This is a genomic window from Sorangium sp. So ce394 (assembly GCF_051474665.1).
In the GTDB taxonomy this organism is placed as follows: domain Bacteria; phylum Myxococcota_A; class Polyangia; order Polyangiales; family Polyangiaceae; genus Sorangium; species Sorangium cellulosum_D.
In genome coordinates this window covers 5883113-5907776 of the sequence record NZ_CP150339.1, presented here as the reverse complement: position 1 = coordinate 5907776, position 24664 = coordinate 5883113, and the positions used below count along the sequence as shown (strand labels likewise).

At 72.9% G+C, this 24664-nt stretch carries 18 protein-coding genes; 7 read left to right on the top strand and 11 right to left on the bottom strand.

Going from position 1 to position 24664, the window contains the following annotated elements; all coding sequences use genetic code 11:
• Positions 1–392: 392 nt before the first annotated feature.
• Positions 393–1856 carry a hypothetical protein gene (locus WMF33_RS21560; protein ID WP_437338907.1) on the bottom strand — a complete coding sequence of 488 codons (1464 nt, stop codon included), beginning with the start codon at positions 1854–1856 and terminating at the stop codon, positions 393–395.
• 305 nt (positions 1857–2161) lie between these two features.
• Between WMF33_RS21560 and WMF33_RS21555 the strand changes: the two genes are divergently transcribed.
• Complete coding sequence (locus WMF33_RS21555; protein ID WP_437338906.1) at positions 2162–3460, top strand: glycosyltransferase family 4 protein; 1299 nt, start codon at positions 2162–2164, stop codon at positions 3458–3460.
• Between the two features lie 64 nt (positions 3461–3524).
• On the opposite strand, the gene WMF33_RS21550 is transcribed toward WMF33_RS21555, so the two are convergent.
• Positions 3525–4136, bottom strand: a complete 612-nt coding sequence (locus tag WMF33_RS21550) for a hypothetical protein (RefSeq protein WP_437338905.1) — start codon at positions 4134–4136, stop codon at positions 3525–3527.
• Between the two features lie 477 nt (positions 4137–4613).
• Here WMF33_RS21550 and WMF33_RS21545 point away from each other — a divergent pair, with 477 nt between their 5' ends.
• Entirely contained in the window at positions 4614–7130 is a 2517-nt protein-coding gene (locus WMF33_RS21545; RefSeq protein WP_437338904.1) for a hypothetical protein, read from the top strand.
• A 42-nt stretch (positions 7131–7172) separates the two neighbouring features.
• On the opposite strand, the gene WMF33_RS21540 is transcribed toward WMF33_RS21545, so the two are convergent.
• Positions 7173–7481 carry a YciI family protein gene (locus WMF33_RS21540; RefSeq protein WP_437321198.1) on the bottom strand — a complete coding sequence of 103 codons (309 nt, stop codon included), beginning with the start codon at positions 7479–7481 and terminating at the stop codon, positions 7173–7175.
• A 356-nt stretch (positions 7482–7837) separates the two neighbouring features.
• Here WMF33_RS21540 and WMF33_RS21535 point away from each other — a divergent pair, with 356 nt between their 5' ends.
• Positions 7838–8755 carry a hypothetical protein gene (locus WMF33_RS21535; RefSeq protein ID WP_061628650.1) on the top strand — a complete coding sequence of 306 codons (918 nt, stop codon included), beginning with the start codon at positions 7838–7840 and terminating at the stop codon, positions 8753–8755.
• A gap of 148 nt (positions 8756–8903) precedes the next feature.
• On the opposite strand, the gene gloA is transcribed toward WMF33_RS21535, so the two are convergent.
• Positions 8904–9299: a lactoylglutathione lyase gene (gene gloA, locus WMF33_RS21530; protein ID WP_061628651.1), complete on the bottom strand. Its 396-nt coding sequence runs from the start codon at positions 9297–9299 to the stop codon at positions 8904–8906.
• A 50-nt stretch (positions 9300–9349) separates the two neighbouring features.
• Positions 9350–9823, bottom strand: a complete 474-nt coding sequence (gene greB / locus WMF33_RS21525) for a transcription elongation factor GreB (protein WP_020736264.1) — start codon at positions 9821–9823, stop codon at positions 9350–9352.
• 260 nt (positions 9824–10083) lie between these two features.
• Here greB and WMF33_RS21520 point away from each other — a divergent pair, with 260 nt between their 5' ends.
• Positions 10084–11943, top strand: a complete 1860-nt coding sequence (locus WMF33_RS21520; protein WP_061628652.1) for an acyl-CoA dehydrogenase — start codon at positions 10084–10086, stop codon at positions 11941–11943.
• Between the two features lie 96 nt (positions 11944–12039).
• On the opposite strand, the gene WMF33_RS21515 is transcribed toward WMF33_RS21520, so the two are convergent.
• Positions 12040–12525 carry a hypothetical protein gene (locus tag WMF33_RS21515; RefSeq protein WP_437338903.1) on the bottom strand — a complete coding sequence of 162 codons (486 nt, stop codon included), beginning with the start codon at positions 12523–12525 and terminating at the stop codon, positions 12040–12042.
• Between the two features lie 275 nt (positions 12526–12800).
• Between WMF33_RS21515 and WMF33_RS21510 the strand changes: the two genes are divergently transcribed.
• Positions 12801–14330 carry a PGRS family protein gene (locus WMF33_RS21510; RefSeq protein ID WP_437338902.1) on the top strand — a complete coding sequence of 510 codons (1530 nt, stop codon included), beginning with the start codon at positions 12801–12803 and terminating at the stop codon, positions 14328–14330.
• A gap of 22 nt (positions 14331–14352) precedes the next feature.
• Here the strand turns inward: WMF33_RS21510 and WMF33_RS21505 are convergent, their stop codons facing one another.
• Complete coding sequence (locus WMF33_RS21505; protein ID WP_437338901.1) at positions 14353–15141, bottom strand: hypothetical protein; 789 nt, start codon at positions 15139–15141, stop codon at positions 14353–14355.
• A 207-nt stretch (positions 15142–15348) separates the two neighbouring features.
• Here WMF33_RS21505 and WMF33_RS21500 point away from each other — a divergent pair, with 207 nt between their 5' ends.
• Positions 15349–16548 carry a di-heme oxidoredictase family protein gene (locus WMF33_RS21500; protein WP_437338900.1) on the top strand — a complete coding sequence of 400 codons (1200 nt, stop codon included), beginning with the start codon at positions 15349–15351 and terminating at the stop codon, positions 16546–16548.
• Between the two features lie 84 nt (positions 16549–16632).
• Complete coding sequence (locus tag WMF33_RS21495; RefSeq protein WP_437338899.1) at positions 16633–17694, top strand: EfeM/EfeO family lipoprotein; 1062 nt, start codon at positions 16633–16635, stop codon at positions 17692–17694.
• 205 nt (positions 17695–17899) lie between these two features.
• Here WMF33_RS21495 and WMF33_RS21490 read toward each other — a convergent pair whose 3' ends face one another.
• The 4 genes from WMF33_RS21490 to WMF33_RS21475 all read right to left on the bottom strand — a co-directional run bounded on the left by WMF33_RS21490 (position 17900) and on the right by WMF33_RS21475 (position 24652).
• A complete protein-coding gene (locus tag WMF33_RS21490; protein ID WP_437338898.1) occupies positions 17900–18673 on the bottom strand; it encodes a PP2C family protein-serine/threonine phosphatase in 774 nt (257 codons plus the stop codon).
• A 122-nt stretch (positions 18674–18795) separates the two neighbouring features.
• Positions 18796–20268: a hypothetical protein gene (locus tag WMF33_RS21485; RefSeq protein ID WP_437338897.1), complete on the bottom strand. Its 1473-nt coding sequence runs from the start codon at positions 20266–20268 to the stop codon at positions 18796–18798.
• Between the two features lie 271 nt (positions 20269–20539).
• Positions 20540–22369, bottom strand: a complete 1830-nt coding sequence (locus WMF33_RS21480) for an OmpA family protein (RefSeq protein WP_437338896.1) — start codon at positions 22367–22369, stop codon at positions 20540–20542.
• Between the two features lie 438 nt (positions 22370–22807).
• Positions 22808–24652: a PEGA domain-containing protein gene (locus WMF33_RS21475; RefSeq protein WP_437338895.1), complete on the bottom strand. Its 1845-nt coding sequence runs from the start codon at positions 24650–24652 to the stop codon at positions 22808–22810.
• Between the last annotated feature and the right edge of the window lie 12 nt (positions 24653–24664).

Genomic DNA, 24664 nt, shown 5'->3' with positions numbered 1-24664 from the left:
GCGCCCCGGGCGGTCGCGCGCCACGGCGCATCGCCTCCGGCGGGGCACACACGGTTGTAGTTGGACCCACATTAGAGCGGACCGGGGCAGATCGCCAGATGCCTCCGACGAATCTCGTCCATCGGCGGCGGACTGAGCCGCCGCGCGCGAAGCCGGGCGCGGCGCAATCGACGACATCGCGGGCGGTTGCGCCGGGAATGCGCGGTGACGAGGGGAGTCGCGGCGAGAGAACGCTGTCGACGGACTGAGTACGTCGTCTCCGGGCGCGCGCTCGGGGAGCTTTGCGGATCGGCGGCGCGGCGAGCGCGTCGCTCCGGCCGGGAGCGCGCTTTGCCCCGTCGTGTCGAACAGGGGCGTTGAACGGGTGTGTCGAACAGGTATGTCGACGCGGCTTATCGCGCGCCGACGTCACCGGCGCGCGCGGGCGGCGTCTCCCGCGGGGCCTCGCCGGGGGCGGCGGTGTCGCCGGAGGCGGCGCTGCGGTCGTCGCGCTCGCCGCCCGGCTCGGGCGGTCGCCAGCGGCCGGACGGCATTCCCTGGATCATCGCGGCGCGGCGCTCGTCGTCCCAGGCGCTGTCGGGATCGCGGCGCACGGTCCGATGGCGATCCGTCGACAGCGTCCCCGAGAGCCCGGCCGTCACGATGCTCCTCAGCGAGCCGCCGGCCTCGCCTGTGCTCGGCGCCGGGTCGAGCGCGGCGCGCACGAACTCCAGGTCGACGCCGCCGCGCAGCGCGATCCCGCGCGCCAGGGGATAGGCGATCTCCGCGCCCGCGAGCGCCGTGGTCGTGGACAGCGAGCCTTCCCTGGAGGGCGCCGGCGCGCCGGGGGCGAGGTGGAGCGGCGGATTCGCGGCGACGGGGGCGCTGCCGGTCGAGAAGCGGGCGACGCCGGTCACGAGGAGATCGCGGGTCGCGCCGCCCCGCGCAGGCCGGAAGCTCGCTTCGAGGGACGCCTCGTGCTCGTGCCCGAATCCGATCCTCGGCCCGAGCGACGTATAGGCGTACGCGTACCCCGCTGTCAGCCGGTAGCGCTCCTGCACGTAGGTGAGACCGACCCGCGCCGTCGGCGCGATCACCGCGTCGCGCGACGACAGCACGGGCGGCGGGCTCGCGACGGTCACGCCGCCCGAGGCGCGCGCCGAGGCGTTGCGCGTGAGCTCGTGGGTCGCGGACAGGAGCGCCGCGCCGGCGTGGACGCGGGCCTCCCCGCGCGTGAGCTCGGTGTCGAGCAGCGCGTGATGATACTGGGTGATCTCGTACCGGAGCTCGGGGGTCAGCGTGTCCAGCGCGCCGAGGTCGATCGACGTGCTCACCTGGGCCCGCCCCGTGTGCGCGTCGATCCCGACCCCGGCCGGGTCGTCGGCCGAGAGCGCGCCCGCCTGCTCGTACCCGAGCTCGAGGCGCGCCGCGGCTCGCCGCGATGTCGCGATCGACAGGGCCGGTCCCCCGGAGAGCGTGTATTGCAGGCGATTGCCGTACAGGAACGGATCGCGCGCGGCGAGCGCGTCGGCGGCGCGCACGCCGAGGCGGGTCGCCAGGTAGCCGGCCGCCGCCATCGAGAGGTCCGCGCGCGGCGAGAGCGTCCAGCCCGCTCCCCCGCCGAGGCGCGCCGAGACGCTGTCGGACGGCGCGGAGCGCGCCGCGTCGAGCGAGACCTGAAGGACCCGCCCGTAGCTCCCGTCGACGCTGAAGCCGTAGCGCGAGCGCTCGCCGCGCAGCGAGCCCTCGACCGAGCCCCCGGCGCCGGCCATCAGCGCGCCGGAGCCCACGTCCCCGACGTTCGACGCCACGCTCTGCTCCACCGCCGCCTGCGCCGTCACGTCGGACTCCCACATCGGCAAGACGAACGAGAACACGCGCCCCCTTGCTGTCGAGCGGCACGCCGCGCGGCGGGCACGACCCGAATCGGCCGCCCTCCCCTCCCCGGCAGCGCCCGGCGCCCGGAGCGTCCCACGTTCGTTGATGTTTGCAACATTACAAATTTGACCCCGGCATGCCGCGGGTGTGGCGCATGGCTGCGCGCGGCGGCGACCTGAGCGCTCCTCGGGGGCTGGCACCGCGGGCTCTCCCGGCGTGGACGTGCGCAGGCAGGGCGGGACGTACCTCGAGTCGGTCCCTGCCCCGCTGGGGCGGAAGGACGGTTTGTAGTATGAATTACATCATGAAATCCGGCGTGGGCGCGGGCGTGGAGGAGGAAGGCTTGTCGAGGCCGCTGCGCGTTCTCTGGGTGACGCGCATCTTTCCGAACCGGGTTGAGCCGCTGTCGTGCGCGTTCCAGCGGCAGCAGCTCGCGGCGCTGTCGCGGCGCTGCGAGGTGGAGGTGCTGGCCGCGATCCCGTACCACCCGGGCGTATCGCTCCTGGGCGGGCGCACGCGGCCGGGCCGCCTGACGGCGGTGCCCGAGCGCGACGAGATCGACGGCGTGCCGGTGGTGCACCCGCGCGCGCCGTACCTGCCGGGGGCGGGCCGCGTGCTGGCGCCGGTGAACGCGCCGCTCTACCTGGCGGGGCTCCTGCCCTACGTCCCGCGGCTGCGCGGGCGGTTCGACGTCGTGCTGGGGGCGTGGCTGTACCCCGACGCCTGCGCGGCGGCGCTGCTCGCCCGGATGCTCGGCCTCCCCTATGCGGTGAAGGCCCATGGCACGGACGTGAACGTCGTCGCCCGCTGGCGCTCGGTGCGTCCGCTCGTCGGCGGCGCGCTCCGGTCCGCCGCGTACGCGATCGGCGTGAGCCGTCCGATGGTGGAGGCGCTCGCGGCGCTCGGCGCCCCGCGGGATCGCGCGGTCCTCGTCCGCAACGGGGTCGACCGCGCGCTCTTCCGCCCGGCGGACCGGCGCGCCGCCCGGCGCGAGCTCGGGCTCCCGGAGCGCGGGCGCGTCGTGACGTTCGTCGGGAACGTCCTCCGCGAGAAGGGCATTCACGAGCTGCTGCGCGCGTTCGAGGCGATCGACCGGGATGGCGGCGACGGCGGCGAGCCGATCCACCTCGTGGTCGTCGGCGACGGCCCGGAGCGGGCGGCGGTCGAGCAGGCGGCGCTGCGGCGCGATCGCGAGGGCGGGTCGGCCGAGCTGCGGGGCGAGCGGGGCCGGATCATCGCGGTCGGGGCGCGGCCGCTCGCCCAGGTTGCCCGCCACCTCGCGGCGACGGATCTGCTGGCGCTCCCGAGCTGGGCGGAGGGCACCCCGAACGTGGTGCTCGAGGCGCTGGCCGCGGCGCGGCCCGTGGTGGCGACGCGCGTGGGGGGCATTCCGGACGTGGTGACGCCGGGGCGCACCGGGCTGCTCGTCCCGCCGCGCGACGCCGGAGCGCTCGGCCGCGCGCTGCGCGACGCGCTCGCGCGGACCTGGGACGACGGCGCGTTCGCCGATGCGGCGCCGCCGTCCTGGGAGGAGAGCGCGGAGGCGCTGCGCCGGCTGCTCGCGCGGGCGGCGTTCGGAGAAGGCGGGCGGGCCGCCGCCTGACGCCTGGGACGTCGCGCGGCGCCGCGGCGCCGGGCGTGACCGCGCAGCCCCCTCCCCTCGCCGCTCACCCCCACGAGATCGACCAGGTGCACCGCGGCGCCCCGTGGTGCCTGCAGGTCGTGTGGTCGACCGCGATGCGCCGGCTGCCCGCGAGCGCCAGGCCCGCCTCGATCCAGCCGGAGATGCCCTGACTGCACAGGTAGAGCGGCAAGCCGCCGCCCGAGAGCGTGACCCTCCCCGCGACCTCGCTGACGACCCGCACGCTGAAGTCGCCGTATTTGAAGTAAGTCCTGTACACGAGGCCGAAGCGCTTGAAGAGCATCGACGGCGAGCTCCCCAGCGCCATCGTCTTGTAGATCGTCGTCAGATCGCTCCGGGCGACGTCCGCGCCGAAGTGGCGCATCTTCTCCATCCTGCCGGCGAAGACGCCGTGGATGAGCGCGCAGTCGATCTCGATGAGCGGCGCCATTTCGTTCCAGGTCGACGGGATCGGCGGATCGCTGAGATAGCGGGCCGCCTGCGGCGAAAGCTGGCGGCCGAGATCCGCCACGAACCGCTCGCCATAGCTCTGCCGCAGCGTCTGGGCGCGCGAGCCGATCAGGGTGCCTTTCACGAGATTGCCCTCGCCGACGATCCGTGGATCGCCGAGGAACGGGGAGAAGTCTGGTGCGAGCATACTGCGGAGGGCTCCCATCTTCTCATAGTGTAGCGGCAGATCCGCGCCCATGTGCGACAGATTCGCGTCACCTCCTCCTTTCTGAACCGGGCCTGCCGCCCGGAGACGGGCAGCGCGGCGGCCTCGTTGCTCGTCCTGCGCGTCGTCCTGCGCGTCGTCCCGCGCTCGAGCACCAGCTTTCGACAGCGGCGCGGCTCGAGCGGGATGCTGGTCGCGTTGGCCGTGTTGGTCGCGTTGGGCGCGTCGGTTGCGCCGGTTGCGCCGGTTGCGCCGGGCGCGATGTTTCGACAATGTTTCTTGAATGTTTCGCGGGTGCGAGCTTCGGCGCCTGGCGGCGGGCGGCCGTTCGGCAGGAACGCTCGGCGCTTTCGGGGTGACGCGGGGCGCGCACGCTTGTACCCGGCATGACGCGTGCTGCTCGGCGTCGATCGACGCTGGCCGGCGCGGCTGTTCGCGCCGAGCAACATTGAGGATCCCATGCGACCGATTCACCACATCCTCACCGCCGCGGCGCTCTCTCTGGGCCTTGTCGGCGCGGCGGCGCGCGCCGACGCGGCGCCCACCGCAGGGCACCCGCGACTCTGGCTCACGAAAGACCACCTCCCCAGGCTGCGCGGGTGGGCGGCCGACAGCCGCAACCGCATGTACAAGGAGGCCATGCTGCCCGCGCTCCAGGGCGCCATCGCGGCGTACGACGGCCGCTTCTACCCGAATGGCCGGCCGAACCCCGCGTGGCCGGACGGCGGCACCAACGCCTACGTGCAGTATCCGACCGAGGCGTATGCCGAGTTCTTCGCCTTCATGTCGCTCATCGATCCGGACGTCGCGGCCCGCCCGGTCCACGCCGTCAGGGCGCGCAACCTGCTGATGTACGCCATCGAGGAGGCGAGCAAGGGGAGCGCCGACGGCAAGCCCTTCCGCGACCCGAAGTTCGCGACCGGCGACCGCTCGCGCTGGTGGGGCGATGGGTTCCCGCTGACGGTGGACTGGATCTACGGCGCGACCGACGCGGGCGGCCGCCCCGTGCTCTCCGCCGGGGACAAGGCCAAAATACGGCAGGTTTTTCTCAGGTGGGCTGACGACAACCTTCACGCCGCCACGGCGGGCAACGAGCACCCCCACCCGGTCGGCGTCATGAACGATCCGGCGCTGCTCCGCGATCCGCTCCAGCTCCGGTGGGCGGCGAACAACTTCTATCTCGGCCACCTGCGCCAGGTCACGCTGATGTCGCTCGCGATGGACGAGGCGGACGACCGCCCGCTCGATCCGAACACCCCGCCGGAGGCGCTCGGCAACACGCTGCGCAGCTACCGCGCGGACGCCACCGGCGCCTGGCTCTATCAGGCCTTCGCTATCTTCGAGGCGCCCGAGATCGCCGCCAAGCACCTCGGCGTCTCGCCCGACGGCCTCGGCGTGGCCAGCGGCGGCCTGCCCGTGGAGGGCTTCCTCTACGGCGGCGGGCTGGCGAGCCTCCACCAGGCGCTCCTCGCGCTCCACACGGCCGGCTACGACGCCCGCGCCCTGTCAGGCCCGCAGATCGGCCTCTTGCGCAGCGGGTACTGGGACCGGTTCTCGGACGGGTTCCTGCACTCGATGTCGCCGGGCCCGGTCACGTACCCGTCGATGCCCGACCTCGGGCCGGTGTACGAGGCGGCGAACTACGGCGACACCTTGCGGGTCCGGGTCGAGCCGCGCTTCGCCGAGGTGTTCGGCTCGCTGGGCGTCTACGACCTCCTCACCGGCAACACGGCGCGCTTGCAGAAATCGCGCTGGATCGTGGCCAACGCGTTCGAGGGCGGCGCGCCCGCGCTCTACGCCCGCACGTCCAAGGTCTGGGGCTCGCCGGTCCCGACCCGGGCCATCCTGAGCTTCTTGCTCTTCGACCCGGCAGCGCCGCTCCCGCCGGATCCTCGCCCGGCGATGCCCACCGTCTTCTTCGAGCGGGCGCCGGGCCGCGGCGCCGTGCTCGCGCGCTCGGACTGGACCAAGAGCGCGACGTGGTTCACGTGGCGGTGCGGCTGGGTCACCATCAACCACCAGCTCGGGGACTGCAATCAGATCGAGCTCTACCGGAAGGGAGAGTGGTTGACCAAGGAGCACACGAGTTACTCCAGCAACCTCATCGGGTCCACGGCCGACTACCACAACACCCTCTCCCTGCAGAACGACCAGCCGTCGCGGCTGCGCTGGTTCGAGAAGGAGCTCGCCCCGCGAGGCGGCCAGTGGCGCGAGGGGCGCGCCGCCGGCGACCCGATCGCGCGCATGAGCCGGGGCGCAGGCTACGTGTTCGCCGAGGGCGTCGCGACGGACCTCTACAACACCCGCGCGAACGCCTGGGTCCCGTCGGACGCCGCCAGCGACATCGTCCACGCGAGCCGGTCGGTCGTCTGGCTGGAGCCCGATCACGTGGTGGTCTACGACCGCGCGGCGTCGCGCACCGCCGGCCGGTTCAAGCGGTTCAACCTGATGACCACCGCGGCGCCGCAGATCTCGGGCCGGACGGCCACCGCCGTGACCCCGAGGGGGCAGGCGCTGTTCGTCCAGAGCCTCCTGCCCCGCAGCGCCCGCATGACGGCCGTGCCGGTCGAGGACGTCGACGACGCGGCGGAGATGGAGCCGACGACCCACCGCCTCGTCGTGGAGGACCCGGCCGGCCCCGCGGACGTCCGCTTCCTCCACGTGCTGCAAGGCGCGGACGCGGGCGCGACGATGGACGCGGCCGTGCGGATCGAGGGCGCCCAGGGCTCCGGCGTCGAGGGCGCCCTGGTGGCCGGCCGGGCCGTCCTTTTCCGCTCGGACCTGCAAGCGACCCCGGGGCCGGTGTCCTATCGGGTGCCCGCCGCGACGCGCAGGCACGTGATCACCGGCCTCTCGCCGAGGGCCGGCTACGACGTGGCCGTCGTGCCGCAAGGGGCGGAGCTCGTGGTCCGCGTCACGCCGGGCAGCGCCCACACGACCGACGACGCGGGCGTGCTGGCGTTCGGCGCCCCGTAGCGCGCGGGCCGCGGCGCGCCACGGCGCGACGCTGCCCTCGCCTCAGGCCTTCGGGGCGAAGACCCGATCGAGCTCCTCTTTCCCGAACACCGGCGCCCACGGCAGGAGCTCGTACTGCGCAATCCCCTTCTGCGTGAAGGGATCGCCGTCCCGGATCTGATCCAGCGTCGCCCCGGCCGCGTCGTCCGGCACCCGGAGCAGGATCGCTCCGCCGTAGCGCGGGTCGAGCGGCCCTGACGCGAGCACCAGCCCTTGATCGATGAGCCTCTTGAGATAAGCGCGGTGGTCGTCGACGACCTTCAGCACCTCGTCGAGCGGGCGCCGGTAACGGATGATCGCAATCGCGTACATGATGTCTCGATTCCTCGGGCGGCAATCTACCAGAGCGCAGCGCCCTGCCGAGCCTGTTCTGGACAGGCCGCCGTCCGCCGGAGATCGCGCGCCCGCGCGGGGCGCGTCCGAAGGGGGCGCGCGCCGGCGGGCCGCCGCGACGGATCGCGAGAAAACCCATCGCATCGCCGGAATGTGCTGCCCTCGCGATCTCCAGGCTTGACTTGGCGGCCCGCCATGCGGGAGCGCGGCGGCGAGGGCGCGCGAGGGCACGCGAGGGCACGCGAGGGCACGATGGACGTCGCGTCGTCGCACGCCCCCCTTTCCCTTCGCGCTTCCGTCTGGCAGTGTGCGCGCCCTCCGCTGGAGACATCTGTATGGCGCGACCCCCGAAAGCAGCACCTGCTCCCGTTCTCCCGTCCTCGCCTGCCGCCGCGCTCGCGGCGTACGGCCGCGTTGAGCCGAAGCTCCTCGAGCTCGGCCCCGAGGACCTCGTGACCGTCTACGTCGAGGTCCCCAGGGCCGTGAGCTCCGTGCTCTCCGCCCTGCCCCACCTGCGCGAGCTCCGCGACGAGATCGTCCGCGATCTCCCGAACCACCCGATCGAGATGCTGGACGAGCTCGAGGACTACGCCCTCGCGGCGTGGTACGCCGACCTGCTCTACAGCACGCCCGCGAGCGAGCTCGACGCGAAGAAGCTCACCGACGACGCCGGCACGCTGCGCGAGGGGCTCCTCGTCGCCGCCGAGGCGCTCGCCTACAGGAACCTGCTCGACAAGCAGCGCGTCGCCGACATCCGCAAGGGCAAGGGCCACACGGATCTCGCGAGCGATCTCATCGCCCTCGCCGAGCTGTTCCGCGGCTCCTGGGACAAGGTCCGCGCGAAGACGGCGGTCGAGGACGAGGAGCTCGAGCGCGCCGCGGATCTCGGCGTGCGCCTCCTCGCCGCGCTCGCCGCGAAGCCCGGCAAGGGCTCGTCCGCGGCGCCGAAGATCACCGACGCGAGCGATCGCCGCGCCCGCGCGATCTCGCTGGTCGCCAAGGCCTACGAGGAGTGCCGCCGCGCCGTCGCCTACCTGCGCTGGCACGAGGGCGGCGACGGCGACCTGGCCCCGTCGCTCCTGCAGAAGCCGCGCGGCCGCCCGCGGAACGCCGAGAAGGCCGCCGCGGCCGCGAGCGGCGCGGCCGCCGAGGCGCCGTCGAAGGCGTCGGCCGACGACGCGGCCGCCGCGGACGGCGGCGCGCTGCCCGCCCCCGAGCCGGCGAACGACGCAGCGCCGGTCGCGAGCGCCTGAGAACCTCGGCGCCTCGCGAGGGGATCCACGCGACGAGGCGCGGACGCCGCGGAGGCCCTCGAGCCTCCGCCCCGCTCCGCGCCTCTCCGGTCGCGCGCTCTCTCCTCGACCTCGCCTCGACCTCGGCCTGCCGGCCTCGATCGTCGGGCTACTGGTTGCGGCTCGACTCCTCGATGAGCTCGACCTTGTAGCCGTCCGGATCCTCGACGAACGCGATCACCGTCTTGCCGTGCTTCATCGGGCCCGGCTCGCGCGTGATCTTCCCGCCCGCCGCGCGGATGCGGTCGCAGGCCGCGTAGATGTCGTCCACCCCGAGCGCGACGTGCCCGTACGCCGTGCCGAGCTCGTACTTCTCCACGCCCCAGTTGTGCGTGAGCTCGATCTCCGCGTGCTCCGGGTTCCTCCCGTACCCGAGGAAGCACAGCGTGAACTTGCCCTCCGGGTAGTCCTTCCGCGACAGGAGCTGCATCCCGAGCACGTCCCTGTAGAAGCCGATCGAGCGCTCGAGATCGCCGACCCGCAGCATCGTGTGCAAGATCCTCATGCCGAACTCCTGCTCCTTTTCCTCTTCCTCCGGCCGCGCCGCTGCGGCGCTCAGCCGTACCGCACCGAGATGATCTCCATCTCCGCCTCGCCCGCCGGGCGGCGCACGGTGATCACGTCGCCCGCGCGCTTGCCGAGGAGCGATCGGCCGACCGGCGAGCGCCAGCTGATGCGCCCGGCCCCGCTGTCGATCTCGTCCTCGCCCACGATCTGGTAGGTGTGGCGCGCGCCGTCCTCGTCCTCGATCTCGACCGTCGCGCCGAAGAAGACCTTGTCGCCGCGCTGCTCCGACGGGTCGACGACCACGGCCTTCTCCAGCCGCTTGGTCAGGTAGTGCATCCGCCGGTCGATCTCGCGCAGCTTCTTCTTGCCGTAGATGTACTCGGCGTTCTCGGAGCGGTCGCCCTGCGCCGCCGCGTCGGCGACCTCCTGGACGATGCGCGGCCGCTCCACGGAACGGAGGCGCGCGAGCTCCTCGGACAGCTTCTTCGCCCCGCCGGGCGTGATGTAAGCCGGGTCGGACATGGTTCGATCGCGACGGAGCCTACGCCGCGCCGCCCGTCGGATCCACCGCCCTGGCGCCCGCCGCGGACCCGCCCCACGACACCCCCGGCAGGCCCCCGGATCGCGTCTGATTTCCGGAAGATGGCCCCCCTGTCACGGACGCATGTTGACGCGACGCGGCGGCATGCTAGGCGAATGAAGAACTATGCCGCGGCTGCGCGGTAGACCGGGAAGGGTACCGGCTGCCAGCGCCGGATGCCGCGGCACCGAGGAGGTCTCCCATGTCGAACGCCCAAACCTTCCAGAACCGCTACAAGGCTGACCTCCGCGAGATCCGCTTCCTCCTGTTCGAGCAATTCCGCCTAGACGAGCTGCTCGGCAACGCGCCGTACGACGCGTGGGGGCGCGACGAGGTCTCGATGGTCGTCGACGAGGTGTACAAGTTCGCGTGCGAGGTCTTCGGCCCGCTGAACACGGTCGGCGATCGGGTCGGCTGTCGCATCGAGGCGGGGCAGGTCAAGACCCCGCCGGGGTTCAAGGAGGCCTGGGACAAGCTGTACGAGGCCGGGTGGAAGTCGGTCTCCGTCTCGCCCGCCTACGACGGCCAGGGCGGCCCGTTCACGCTCTACACGGTGGTCGAGGAGTTCCTCTGCGGCGCCAACGCGGCGCTCAACATGTACCCCGGGCTGACCTACGGGGCGGCGGAGCTGATCGAGCACTTCGGGACGCCGCGGCAGCGCGACATCTACCTGAAGCGGATGTTCGGCGGGCAGTGGAGCGGGACGATGTGCCTGACCGAGCCCCAGGCCGGCTCGGACGTCGGCTCGTCGCGGACGACCGCGGTGAAGCAGAAGGACGGCAAGTACCTCATCCGCGGCACCAAGATCTTCATCTCCGGCGGCGACCAGGACCTCACCGAGAACGTCGTGCACCTCGTGCTCGCCCGCGTCGAGGGCGCTCCGCCCGGGACGAAGGGGCTCAGCCTGTTCGTCGTGCCGAAGTTCCGGGTGAACGACGACGGCTCGCTCGGCGAGCCGAACGACGTCCTCGTCGGCAACATCGAGCACAAGATGGGCATCAACGGCTCGTCGACGTGCGTGCTCAACTTCGGCGAGAACGACGGCTGCCTCGGGGAGCTCGTCGGCACCGTCGAGCACCAGGGCATGCCGCAGATGTTCCGGATGATGAACGGCGCGCGCATCTCGGTCGGCCTGCAGGGCGTGTCGGTCGCGTCGTCCGCGTACCTGAACGCGCTCGAGTACGCGAAGGACCGCAAGCAGGGCTCGTCGATCCTCCAGTGGAAGGACGCGACCGCGCCGCGCGTGCCGATCGTCGACCACCCGGACGTGCGGCGGATGCTGCTCGACATGAAGAGCCGCGTGGAGGGCATCCGGGCGCTGATCATCAAGCTCGCGCGCCACCAGGACGCGGTCGCCGTCTACCAGGGCAAGGACGACCGCGCGGCCGCGTACAACCAGGGCCAGGTCGATCTGCTCGTGCCGCTCGTGAAGGCCTACTCGTCCGATCAGGCGTTCCGCGTCTGCGAGACGGCGATCCAGACCTTCGGCGGCGCCGGGTACACGAAGGACTACCCGGTCGAGCAGTACTGCCGCGACGCGAAGGTCTTCTCGATCTACGAGGGCACGAACCACATCCAGGCGATGGACCTCGTCGGGCGCAAGCTCGGCCAGGCCGGCGGGGCCAACCTGCAGGCCTTCCTGAACGACGTGGCCGAGTTCGTGAAGGCGCACGAGAAGCACCCCGTCCTCGCCGCGAGCGTCAAGGAGCTCCGCGAGGCGCACGAGGCCGTCGCCGGCACCGCGATGCGGCTGCTCTCGTGGTTCCAGATGGGCAAGATGCCGATGGTGCCGCTCGCGGCGAACCGGTTCCTCGAGATGATGAGCGAGCTGGCGATCGGCTGGCTCCTGCTCGACGGCGCGGTCATCGCGCTCAAGGCGCTGGAGACCTTGCCGCAGGGCGACGCCGGCGCGAAGGACCGCGCCTTCTACGAGGGCAAGAAGCACGCGGCCCTCTACTTCGCGTCCAACGTGCTCCCGCACGCGAAGTTCTCCGCCGAGCTCCTCGGCCGCGAGGACTCGTCCGCCCTGGACATCCCCGTCGAGTCGTTCGCGACCGTCTGATCTCGCCCGTCCCGCTCGGGTCGTTCGCCGCCGTCCGACCGCCCTCCCCCGCGCCGGGCTCGCCTCGGGGCGGGGGCTCGGCCGCGCGGCGCGGGCTCATTCCGGGACCGTGAGGCGCTCCGCCAGGTCCCGGATGGGCACCGGCATAGTCGGGTCGCGCGACACGGCCGCGATGTCGGCGCGGAGCGCCCGCGCCTCCGTGAGCCGGAGCCACGCGAGCGCGAGGCGCGTCATGCTCGGCAGGCCCCGCGCGAGCACCGCCCGGACGACGTCGACCGCGGGGAACGAGAAGGCCACCTCCTCGGGGGGCAAGCCCGCGGCCTTCGCCGCCGCCTCGATGCTCGCGTCGAAGTCGTCCCGCCGCGACTCCAGCACCTCGAAGAAGACGCGCCCGCGCTCGGGCGCGAACGCCTGAGCCGCCCCGCCGTCCTCGGGCGCGAAGACCCAGCCGCCCGCGCCGTCGAGCCCCACCCGCGCGCCCGACTCGAGCGTGACGAGCGGCAGGAAGCGACCGCCTTCGAGCGGCTCCCCGCCGCCGGCGTCGAGCAGCTCGCGCACGAGGTCCTTCAGGTTCGCGCTCATGGGCCGATGTTCGCACGGAAACCACCGCGATGGGCAAGCGCGATGGGCGACCGCGATGGCAGCTCGGCAGATACACCTCCTTCCGGCGGGGGACGTCGCGCTCTAAGCCCCCGTCGCGCGCGGCGCTGACACCCCGCGGCGACGGCGGCCGCGACGAGAACATCCGTGGAGAGCGCGCCGCGCGGGAGGCGCCAGGTCGCTTTGCTTGGTAAACGCCCCGGGGTGGCCGGAATAAGAATAGTATGGGGATTCAATTCAAAGCTGATGCACTCGTATTGCTGGGATTCATTTCGGCTGCCGCGGCGACGGCCAGCGGTTGCAGCCTCGGCGGGGGTGATTCCATCCAGATACCCATCGATGATGGGCCGTCGGACGACGACTGCACTCCGAGCAAGGCCAAGGGGAAGATCGCTTCGTCGTGCGGCCTGTGGGTCTCCCGCACCGGGCACGACGGCAACGCGGGGACCTCGGGGGCGCCGCTGAAGACGCTCTCGAAGGCGCTCGAGCTCGCCTTTAGCAAGGGAAAGCGCATCTACGTCTGCGCCGAGGAGTTCGACGAGGCGGTGCTCGTGCCCGCGGGACACAGGATCTTCGGTGGGCTCGATTGCCGCGACGACTGGCGGTGGATAGGCGACAAGAAGAAGACGACGCTCACCGCGCCTGAAGGCGAGACACCGATCAAGTTCCATGGCGGCAGCGGCGCCGCGACGGTGCTCGTCGAGGACCTCCACGTCATCGCGCGCTCGATCCTGCCGACCCACACCGAGCTGGCTGGCCGCTCCTCGATCGCCGCGAACACCTCGGGGATCCCGGTCGCCTTCACGCGGTGCATCCTCGAGGCGGGCGACGGGGCGCCGGGCAAAGAGGGCGAGTCGTTCGCGAGCGACCCCGCCGAGGCGGGGCAGTCCGGCAACTTCGGCAACGCCGCGTGCACGTCCGCTTCGGTCCTCGGCGGGGCCCCGGTGTTCAACACCTGCGGTACGCCCGACGACCGCGAGGACGACTCGCGCAGCGGCAGCGGGGGCGTCGGCTCGATCTCGTCGGGCTCCGATGGCGGCGACGGGGACCCGCGCGGCGCGGAGACCAGCGCGGAGAACGGCGGGCGTGGCGAGTCCAGCAGCAGGGCCTGCACGCCGGGCGTGGCGGGCGCGGACGGCGCAGATGGGCGTCCGGGCGCGGGGGCGGCCGGCTTCGGCGACGTGATCCTGGACGGGTACACCGGCCCGCTCGCCGGCAACGGCACGCCGGGCAAGCCGGGTCAGGGCGGCGGGGGCGGCGGCGGCGCCAAGGGCGGCGCGGGCGCGCTGATGTGCCCGTTCGAGAGCACGGCGGGAGGCGCCGCGGGCGGCTCCGGGGGCGCAGGCGGCTGCGGCGGGCTCGGCGGCAACGGCGGGGGCGCGGGCGGGGCGAGCATCGCCGTGTTCGCGGGGAGCGCGACGGTCCTCTTCGACGACGTGGTGCTGAGGACCGGGCGCGGGGGCGACGGCGGAGACGGCGGCAGGGGCCAGGAGGGCGGCGAGGGCGGTCAGGGCGGGCCCGGCGGCATCCTGGGCGAGGCCACGGGGCTGAACGCCGCCTGCAGCGGCGGCCCGGGCGGGCGAGGCGGCCGGGGCGGCCACGGCGGCGGTGGGCTCGGCGGGCACTCGATCGCCGTCGCCTACGCGGTCAGGGCGCCTTCCCTCTCGAACACGACCATCGAGCTCGGCGAGGCCGGGCTCGGCGGGCGCGGGGGCTCGGCGCGGTACAACGGGCAGGACGGCGTCGCGGCCGAGATCTACGACATCGAGCAGTCCTTCCGGCAGTAGCGCGCTGGCCGCCGGAGAGCGCCTACGCCGGCGCCGGGGGCGCGGGCCAGCTCCGGTCCTCCTGCATGCAGCGGAGCTGCGTCACGCGCCGTCCCTCGGCGGTCGTCACCGCGCTCTCCCGGACGGGCGCGTCGCGCCGCGCGCGCCGGCTCAGCTTCTCGACCACCAGGAACCCCTCCCGCTCGCCCGCGAGGCGGAGGAACTCGTCGAACAGCGCGACGTGCCCGCCGGGCGCCCCGTCCTCGGCCGTCGCGATGCGGCGCTGCGTGGCGACGCCGATCGCCACCGCGCCGCCCCGGGCGCGCACGACCATCGCAGGATCGAGCCCGCGCTGGCTCTCTTCAGGCAACGTCCAGATCTCCGCGACCCCCGCCTCGGCGAGCCGCCGCTTCACGTAGTGGAAGGCGGACTCGAGCGTGTTGTTCCGGTACGGGACCGCCCTCGACTCCATCGGATCGACGTGGTTCCGCCAGAACGCGATCAGCGCGTGCGCCCAGCGCCTACCGTCGGGCCGGCGGTCCTGGAACGGCCAGTCCCCGGCCATCGCGTCCGCGCAGGCGCGGAGCAGCGCCTGCTCGTCGATCCCGCGCGTCGCCAGGCAGGGCGCGCAGTGCATGTACGCCGTGCCCCGCTCGAGGAGCGCGCCGCACATCGAGCAGACGTCGTTGCCGTAGCCAGGGCCCATGTACCGGAGCCAGCCGGCGTTGAGCGCCAGGTGGGCCGCGCGGCGATCGTCGAGCCACGCGAGCTCCCGCAGCCCGTCCCTGAGGGCCATCGAGGCCGCGCGCCGCTCGTCTTCTCGCTGCGTCATCCGCCGTCCTCCAGCGTGGGCCCCGTCCGCGCCGGCCCCGCAGTGTAGCGCCTGGACCTCCGCCGCGCTTCGCGCGGTGACGCGGACCGTCCGTGCGAGATCAGCAGCGGTCAGCGCGGCGTTCCGGGTTGTTGACATCGACTTTCAATTACCCTTACGCTACGCGTCGACAACATGTCGCGATTTGCCTCAGTTCTCGCGCTTCCTGTGCTCTTCATCTTCGGCTGCGGCGGAGAGCCTGCGCCCGACGACCCGCTGCTCGGCCTGCAGCTGATCGGCGATGATCTCAGCGACATCCCGCTGCACGGCGCCTCCGCGGAGCAGGTGGCCCGGTTCAAGGAGGGCGACGCGCTCTTCGACTTCGTGTTTCGCGAGCGCGACGGGCTCGGGCCGCTGTACATCCGCTCCTCGTGCGCGGGGTGCCACGAGGGGGCCGCGCGCGGCCCGGGCGCCGTCCAGAAGATGGTGCTCGTCGAGGCCGACGGCGTGACGCCGGCGGTGGATCAGGCGGCGCTCCCCTACGGGCACACGATGCGGCCCTACGGGGTCGCCGGGGCGACGACGCTCGCGCGGCCCGAGCTCGAGGGGACGATCAAGCTCTCGCAGCGCCTCGGCCCGCCGGTGTTCGGTCGCGGGTACATGGAGGCGGTCGACGACGCCGAGATAGAGCGGGTCGCGACCGAGCAGGCCGCGCGCGGCGACGCCATCCGCGGGCGCATCAACCGGGTGGTGTTCCACTCGAAGAAGAACGCGGACGAGACGTTCCACGCCTTCGCCGAGGGCGACGAGAACCTCATCGGCCGCTTCGGGTTCAAGGCGCGGGTCGCGACGCTCGATGACTTCACGGCCGACGCCTACCAGGGCGACATGGGCATCACCTCGCCGCTCCGCCCCGACGAGCTGCCGAACCCGGACGGGCTCACGGACGACGCCAAGCCGGGCGAGGACGTGGTCCTCGACACGGTGAACGCCGTCGCCGACTACATGCGCTTGCTGGAGATCCCGAGGCGCGCGCCCGCCGACGAGCGCGGTCAGGCGTTGTTCGCCGAGGTCGACTGCGCCGCTTGCCACGTCCCCTCGCTGCGGACGCGCGCCGACTACCCGATCGCGCAGCTCGCGGACATCGACGCGCCCGTCTACACCGACTTCCTCCTGCACGACCTCGGCCCCGATCTCGCCGACGGGCTGGCCGACGAGTCGGCGAGCTCCGTCTCCTGGCGGACGGCGCCGCTCATCGGCATGCGCCACAGCACCTCGTACCTCCACGACGGCCGCGCCAGGACCATCGAGCAGGCCATCCTGCTCCACGACGGCCCGGCGTCGGAGGCGGCCGACTCGGTCGCCGCCTTCCGCGCGCTCTCCCGGGAGGATCGCGAAGCCCTCATCGACTTCGTGCGCTCGCTCTGATCGACGTTTGCCGGCGCGCGCTCGCGCCAACCGACATCCCGCGCTCGCTCCGGGCGAGCCGCGACCAAGGAGCTCGAAAGATCCATGCACATCCCCGCCTGCCTGCGGTCCGGTCTGGCCATCGCCGCCGCCGCCCTCTCGCTCCCCGCGTGCGGGAGCGACAACGAGACGCTGTACACCGACGCGGATTATGAGCGACGGGCAGTGCTCGAGGTGAAGGCCTTCATCCAGGACAACCTCGACGAGTTCGCCGCCGCCACGGCCGCGCTCCAGGCGGCCGCGCCCGAGCCGGACGAGGACGGGTGGAGCGCGTCGAGCGACAAGGCGGCCGTCGACGCGATGAAGGCCGCGTGGAAGGAGGCGCGGCAGTCCTACGAGCGCGTCGAGGGGGCCATCGCGGTCGTCTTTCCGGACCTCGATTACTCGACGGACGCCCGCTACGACGCGTTCATCGAGGTCGCCGCCGACGACGACCTCTTCGACGACGAGGGGGTGACCGGCGTGCACGCCGTCGAGCGCATCCTCTGGGCGGACGAGATCCCGGAGCCCGTCCTCGCCTTCGAGTCGGCGCTCACGAACTACAAGGCCGCGGCCTTCCCGGCCACCGAGGCCGAGGCGGCCGCGTTCAAGGGCGAGCTCTGCGAGCGGCTCAAGGCCGACGCGGAGAAGATGAAGGCCGATTTCGAGGGCCTCGCGCTCGACGCGCCGTCCGCGTACCGCGGGGTGATCAGCTCGATCCTGGAGCAGGTCGAGAAGACGAGCAAGGCGGCGACCGGCGAGGAGGAGTCGCGCTACGCGCAGTACACCCTCGCCGACATGCGCGCGAACGTCGCGGCCGGCGAGCAGACCTACGCCGCCTTCCAGCCGTGGCTGCTCACCAAGGGGGCCGAGGGCGCGGAGGTCGACCAGGCGGTGCTCGCCGGCTTCGACCGGCTGTCGAGCGCGTACGACGCGATCGAGGGCGACGCGCTGCCGCCGCTGCCGGACGAGTGGAGCGAGGAGGCGCCGACCGAGGAGCAGCTCGCGACCCCGTTCGGCAAGCTGTTCTCGCTCGTCGAGCGCGAGAGCGATGACGCGACGCCGGGCACGCTCGCTTACGATATGACGAGATCCGCCGACCTCCTCGGCATCCCCTCCCTGCCTTAGGCGCTCACCCGCTGCGGATACGGGCCCAGCTCGACGTTTTCGGTGCTCGGCGTACAGGAGTACGCCTCCGCGCCGAAAACGCCGATCTGGGCCCGTCTCCTGTGCGGGTGAGCGCCGCGAGCGCACATCCGTTGGGGGAGAGAGCGGGCGGTAGGAGCGTGGCGAGCGGGCGTCCGTTGGGGGGGAGAGCGGGCGGTTGGGGACGTCAGGCGGCGGGGGTCCAGCGGATGAGGACGCACGTCACGTTGTCGGGGCCGCCGTGCTGGTTGGCGCGGTCGATGAGCGAGCGGGCCGTCGTGGCGAGATCGGCGCCCTGCGCGAGCAGCTCGGCGATCTCCGGCTCGGGGACCGGGCCGGAGAGGCCGTCCGAGCAGATGAGCAGGAGATCGCCGGCCTCGGGGCGCTCGATGCGCGTGGCGACGTCGACCGTCTTCCCCATCCCGAGCGCGCGCGTCACGACGTTGCGGGCGAGCAGCGGATCCACGTCGTCGGGCAGCTGCTCGCCGCTGTGCAGGTGCTCGTTCCAGAGCGAGTGGTCCTCGGTGAGCCGCTCCAGCCGGTGCTCGCGGTACCGGTAGACCCGGCTGTCGCCCACGTGCGCGATGCACGCCGAGGTCGCGTCGGCGTACACGCCCGCAAACGTCGTCCCCATCCCGTAGAAGCGCGGGTCGCGCTGCCCCACCTCGAAGATGCGCTCGTTGGCGCGCCAGATGGACGAGACCAGGCGCAGCTCCAACGGGCCCGCGGTCTCGTCGTAGCCCGTGGGCTGCGTGATCTCGCCCTCGCCCTCCTTGCAGCACGCCTGCACGATGTCGACCGCCATCCGCGACGCGATCTCCCCCCCGGCGGCGCCGCCGATGCCGTCCGCGACGACGAAGAGGCCGAGATCCAGATCGACGGCGAAGCTGTCCTCGTTGTGCTCGCGCTGGCGGCCAACATGGCTTTCACCGGCGGCTTCGATGCGGAGCGGGGCGTTCACGGAGCTTCCTCGTCGGCGAGACGCATGTCGACTCCGGGCAGCATCCAGCGACCGGACGCCTCGCGCAAGTCAGGAAGGGGCTCAATTCGAGCGGGGAGCGCCGGGCCGCTCGCGCACGCGCGCTACGTGCGCAGCGCCGCGGTCGCGGGCGACCGCAGCGGCGGGGGGGCGCCGTGCGGCTCGCGGAGCTGCTCGGCAGGGGGCGGGACGCTGGCCGTGCGGGCCTCGAAGCGGCCGTTCTTCCAGGTCACGAGCCCGCCCGAGAGGCGCGCGGAGCTGCCCGCGCCGGGCTCGGACCGCAGCCAGACCAGGGGGCGCGCGGCGAAGACCGGCTTGGTGCAGGCGATGTCCTCGAAGGCGGCGGACCACGAGCCGGTGTTGCCGAAGAACAGCCCGCCCTCCCAGCTGCCCTCGGGTGTGTGCGTGTGGCCGAAGACGACCGCCCGGGCGCGGTGGGCGCGGGCGACCTGGCGCGCGGCGCGGCTGACCCGCTGCCAGGTGGCCTCGAGCGGGAGCTTCGGCACGAGGCGCTCGTAGACGACGAGCCCCGCCGGCGCGACGAGCGCCGCCGGCGCGAGCCAGGTCGGCGCGAGCAGCAGCCACACGAGGGCCACGGCGACCGCGAGCAGCCCGAGGGCGGCCCGGTCGAGCCAGAGCTCGCGCGCGACGAGCCCCAGCCGGTCCTCGGCCGGCGGCGCGAACAGGCGGGCGTGGCGGGCGACGGCGCGGAGCGGGGCGCCCGTCTCCTGCGCGGCGGCGGCGAGGCACTCGCGCAGGCGGGCGCGCCGCTCGGGCTCGCGCCGGCGAACGAGCTCGACGACCGTGCGCAGCGCGCCGAGCGCCCACGCCCCCGCGAGCGAGCGGCGAGAGAACAGGTAATAGCGCGCCCAGTGCGCGAGGTAGCCGAACGCGGACAGCATGAACGAGGAGTCCACGTGCGGGTTGAAGTACCCCATCCGCGAGACGAGCAACCGGCACACGAGCGAGCCCATGGTCGGCTGGATCTCGCCCGGCTTCCGGCCGAACGGGACCATGGGGTAGCGGTAGCTGCAATAGGCGTCGTACTGGTTGCCGTGCTCCACGATGATGCCGTCCGGCGTCTTGTGGAACCAGGCGCGGAACACGACGCGCGCGCCCAGCGCCGCGCGCGCCCGCTCGGCCTCGCCCGCGGGCGAGCTCGAGCCGGGGCGCGGCGCGCCGTCCAGCGCGGCGAGCGCCGCCTCGACCACGCGGGACCGGACCAGGTCGCGCACCTCGGGCAACGTGAGCTGAACGTCGTGGTTGCCGGAGATGAACACGACGGTGTGACCATCCGCGACGACGCGGCCCAGCGCCTCGATGAACACCGGGTGGTCCGCGAGGATCGCCTTCATCGCCGGGACCGCGTGCTCGGCGCTGCGCGGCAGGTCGTGGAAGACGCTCTTTTGATCGATCACACGCGGCGCGTCGAGGTCGAACACGTCGCCGTTGAGCACCAGCGTGAGCTCATGCCGCCCGGCGCCGCGCGCCGTGCCCTGCTTCATCTCGTCCCGAAGCGCGTCCAGCATCGCCGCGACCTCGCTGTCGGGGGAGTAAGGAGCCTGACGGTAGCGCATCCAAAGACCGTCACCCGGCTCGAGCTCGCAAAGATGGATATCTGAGATTGCCACCGTATGGAGCATCCCTCAAGGTGACACACGCGCCTGACCACGGCTGTCAGGGAACGGTCACGACTGGGGTCGGGCGATAGCGTATGGCGCGGCGGCGCGGCGGCGCGGCGGCGCGGCGATTGCCCTGGCTGCAAGGCGCGGCGCGGCTGTCGGGGGCTGTGGTGTCTCGGGCGTTGTGGCGTGGCGAGGTCGCAATCACGACGACCTCGCCCGCTCGCTACTGCCGTCCTTTGCGCTTGATGATCACGAACTGGACGCGGCGGTTCTTCTGGCGCCCTGTCTTGACTCGGTTGTCCCCGAGCGGCTGCTCGAAGCCGTAGCCCCTGGCGACGAGCTTCTCTCGCGGCACCCCCGCGGCCACGAGCCACGAGAGGACGGCCTCGGCGCGCTCCTGGGACAAGCGCTGGTTGTAGTCCTCGGTCCCGCTGTCGTCCGTGTGGCCTTGCACCTCGACGAGCTCGATGTCCGGGTTCTGCTGGATGGCGTCGCGCACCTCGTACAGGATCTCGTCGGAGACGGGATCGACCGTCTGGGCGCGGGTCTTGCCGTACACGACGAACTGCACCGGCTTCGACGTCGTGATCTCGTCGGCGTTCACGCGGACGAATTTGGGGCAGCCGTTCTGCCGTGGATCGGGGTCGGAGAGCCCCCGCTCGTTCGGGCAGGCGTCCGCGGCGCCGCGGACGCCGTCGCCGTCCGGATCGTCCGGGCAGCCGTTCTGCTTCGGGTTCTGGCTCGCTGGCCCCTTGACCTTCGGGCAGGCGTCCGAGGCGTCGGCGATGCCGTCGCCGTCCGCGTCGCTCGGGCAGCCCACCTGCTTCGGGTCGTCGCTCGGCCCGCCGCGCACGCTGGGGCAAGCGTCGATGCCGTCGTGGAAGCCGTCGTCGTCCGAGTCGTCCGGGCAGCCGTTCCGCGTGGCGTCGGCGCTGCGCGCGCCAGGGGTGGACGGGCAGGCGTCGTCGATGTCGAGCACCGCGTCGCCGTCGCGGTCCGCCGGAGGGCAGCCGTCCCTCGCGGGATCGGGCGAAGGATCGCCCTTGACGTCGGGGCAGGCGTCGATGTGGTCGTCGATGCCGTCGTCGTCCTTGTCGCCAGCCGCGGCGACGTTCGGCGCGCGCGCCGAGGCCGGCTTCGGGAGGGGCGCCCAGCCGAGCACGCCGACGGCGCGCACGGTCGGCGTGCCAACGGCGTTCAGGAGGCCGGGACCGAGCGCGGCGCCGAACGTCAAGCCGCCGAGGACCCGCAGCTTGGCGCCGAAGAGCAGCTCGGCGTTGACGCCGGCGTCCGCTTGCGTGGCCGGCACGCTCGACAGCACGAGCTCCTCGCCGAGCGGCGCTGCGCCGTACAGCTCGGCGCCGAGCTGGAGGAGATCGCCGCCCAGGAGGAGCCCCGCGGCGCCGCCGAACGTGACCAGCGGAGGGCGGTTCTGCCCTCCGCCGAGCTCGACCCCGCCGCTCGCATTCCAGAGGAAACCGAGCGTCGAGCCGGCGCGCCCGCCGATGCTCGCGTGGAAGGCGCCGCGGACCTCGGCGTCGCCGGTGTACTGCGACGGTGAGCCCGTGGGCGCGAACAGGTAGCCGCCGAGCCCGAGCTGGACCGGACCCGCGTCCTCGCCGAGCAGGCGGACCCGCGCGCCGAGGCGGAGGTCGGCGAGCTTCGGCGCCGTCAGCTCGGTGAACTGCACGCCGGGGATGCCCGGGTCGTCGCCCCCTTGCGCGATGGCGAGCGGCGCGTCGATCGAGAGCAGCAGGCGCTCCCACAGCGCGAGCGAGGCGTCGAGGCGCAGGTACGCCTGCGAGGAGACGATGGCGACATCCGCCTCGCCGCTCGTGCGGATCGGCAGGTGGGAGTAATCGAGCATCGCGTGGGCGCGCGCCGCGAAGTGGCCGGGAGCGGCGGGCGACGGCACGCCGAAGAACGCGTCCCCGGCGGGCGCCGGCTCGAACCGGTTGAGGGAGAAGCCGCCGGTGGACTGGCCTCTCGACGCGCTGGCGAGCGTCATGAGGACGGCCGCGGAAGCGACCGCTGCGACGGAGGGAGACCTCATCGGCCGGCCACGATAGCGGGGCGGTGACGCGGGGGGCAACATGCCATCGCGCCGCGGCGGGTCACGCGTGCCCCCCCGCGCGTTCCCGCAGGACTCACCGCATGGCTGCTCGTCCGCACATGATCCGGCTCGCTCGAACCCCGTTCGCGAGTCCCGGCGCCATTGACATCGATGTGCCAGTGTACCTTGAATTCCTTGCCTCTTGGCGCCTGTCCAGTGACGATGGACGTCCCGTCGTCTGCTATCGCGGCCGAGCCATTCGGCGCGACCGCGGTGTCGTCCACGGCCACGACGGTCCCATAGACGCTGAGACCCGCGTAGGCGTGTAGCGCGTGCCAGGTAGCACGTAGACTGGAATCGAAGCCTCCGCGCATCGTGCCGCGTCCAACGGGGCACGGTCGGCCGGACCTGAGCCGCGTCGCGCCGCGGGCCGGCGCGTCAGAACTGGTACCGCAGGCTCGCCCCGGGCGCGATCATCAGGACGAAGTCGCCCATGAGCGACTCGTGCTCGTACGTCCCGATGCCGTCGGTCGACGCCGCGAGCTCGATGGTCCTGTCCCACGACGGCTTGCTGAGGCCGATCAGGAGGAGCAGCTTCACGCTGGCCGAGAGCTCCCAGCGCTCCCCGAGCCGCACGCCGAGCCTCGCCTCCGGATCCACGTAGAAGTACGTCGCCGAGGCGAAGTCGACCACCGGGTACGTGTTGAACCACGCCCCCTGGGTCGTCCTGAACCTGCCCGCCCGCTCGTCGCGGACCTCGCCCACGAGCACCCCGGCGCCGAGCCGCAGCAGCGCGGGGTACTGCTCGCCGAGGTGATAGCCGAACGTCGCGCCGGCCAGGAAGCCGCCGAGGCGGAGCGCGTCGCTCGCCGCGCCGCCGAGCGGATCCCGGTAGCCGATCGGCCTGAGCTCCGCCGCGCGCTCGTCGAGCTGCTGCGCCGCGACGATGCCGCCGAGCTCGATCCCGACGCCGAGGCCCGAGCCGAGCTCGTAGCCGCCGTGGATCGTGCCGAGCCCGCCGAGGCCGATCGCGCTCGAGCACCCCGAGCCGCAGGCGCTCGCGACGTCGCCGCCGAAGGTCGGCGCCACGAGGAACGAGGCGCTCGCCTCGAGCGTGATCTTCGGCGGCTTGCGCCAGATCTCCGCGTCCTCGTCGCGCTCGAGCGCGAGGCTCAGGCCCTGCCGCTGGCCCTTCTGCAGCGTCACCGTGCGCGCCTCGGAGACGAACCCGTCGGCCTTCACCTCCACCCGGTGCGCGCCGGCCTTGAGCCGGCCCAGCCAGACGCCGTTGCCCACGTTGACCGAGTTGATCCAGACGCTCGCGCCGGGCGGCGTGGGGTCGACCCGCAGCGACGCGTCGAGGTCCTCGGCGAGGAGCGACAGCGTCGTGAGCTCCTGCGGCTTCACGGGCGCCGCCGTCGGCTGCGTCCCGAGCTTCCCCTCGCCGCGCAGCGCCACCATGTGATCGCCGACCGACAGCGTGCCGATCCACGGCGTCTGCCCCACGACCACGTTGTCCACGAGCACGTCGACGGTCTTGCCGGCCCGCTCCACGACGCGCAGCCGGCCGGAGCGGACCAGCCTGCGGAGCTTCGCGTTCACCGTGACCGTCTGGCCCCCGGCGACGTCGACGCGCACCTCGACCGGCTCGTAGCCCTCCTTGAACACGCGGACGACGTGCGCGCCCGCGGCGACGCGGATCGGCTTGACGGGCGGGTACTGCCCGCGCTCCTCGCCGCTCACCACGATCGACGCCCCGGGCTCGGCGTTCGTGATGTCGAGCGTCCCCACGAGCGCGCGCAGCTCGGCGATCTCGCGTTGCGCGACCGCGCGCTCGGCGGCCGACATGGTGAAATCGCGCAGGAAGGTCTCGAACATCTCGAGCGCCTCGTCGTAGCGCTGGAGCCTGCGCAGCGCGATCGCGGCGTTGTTCGTGGCCGCGCGCGTCGGGTAGAGCTTGCGCGAGAGGAGGAACTCGGCGAGCGCGGGGCCCCAGGCCTCCTCGCGCAGCAGGGCGAGCCCCTTCTCGAAGTGGAGCCGCGCGACCTGCCGGGTCGTCTCGGAGACGGGCGCCTCCTCGGCCGGCGCGGCGCCCTCCCCGCCGGCCGGCGCGGCGTCCTCCGCAGCGGCCGGCGCCGGCTGCGCGAACGCCGGCCCCGCGGCGACCGCGACGGCGAGCGCGGCCGAGAGCGCGCGCAGCCACCGCGCCGACCGAAGCCGCCGCGCGAGGGAGAGAGGACACGAGCCGCCGCGCCGCGTACGCAGATCCATTCGATCGAGCACCGTACTCAGCCT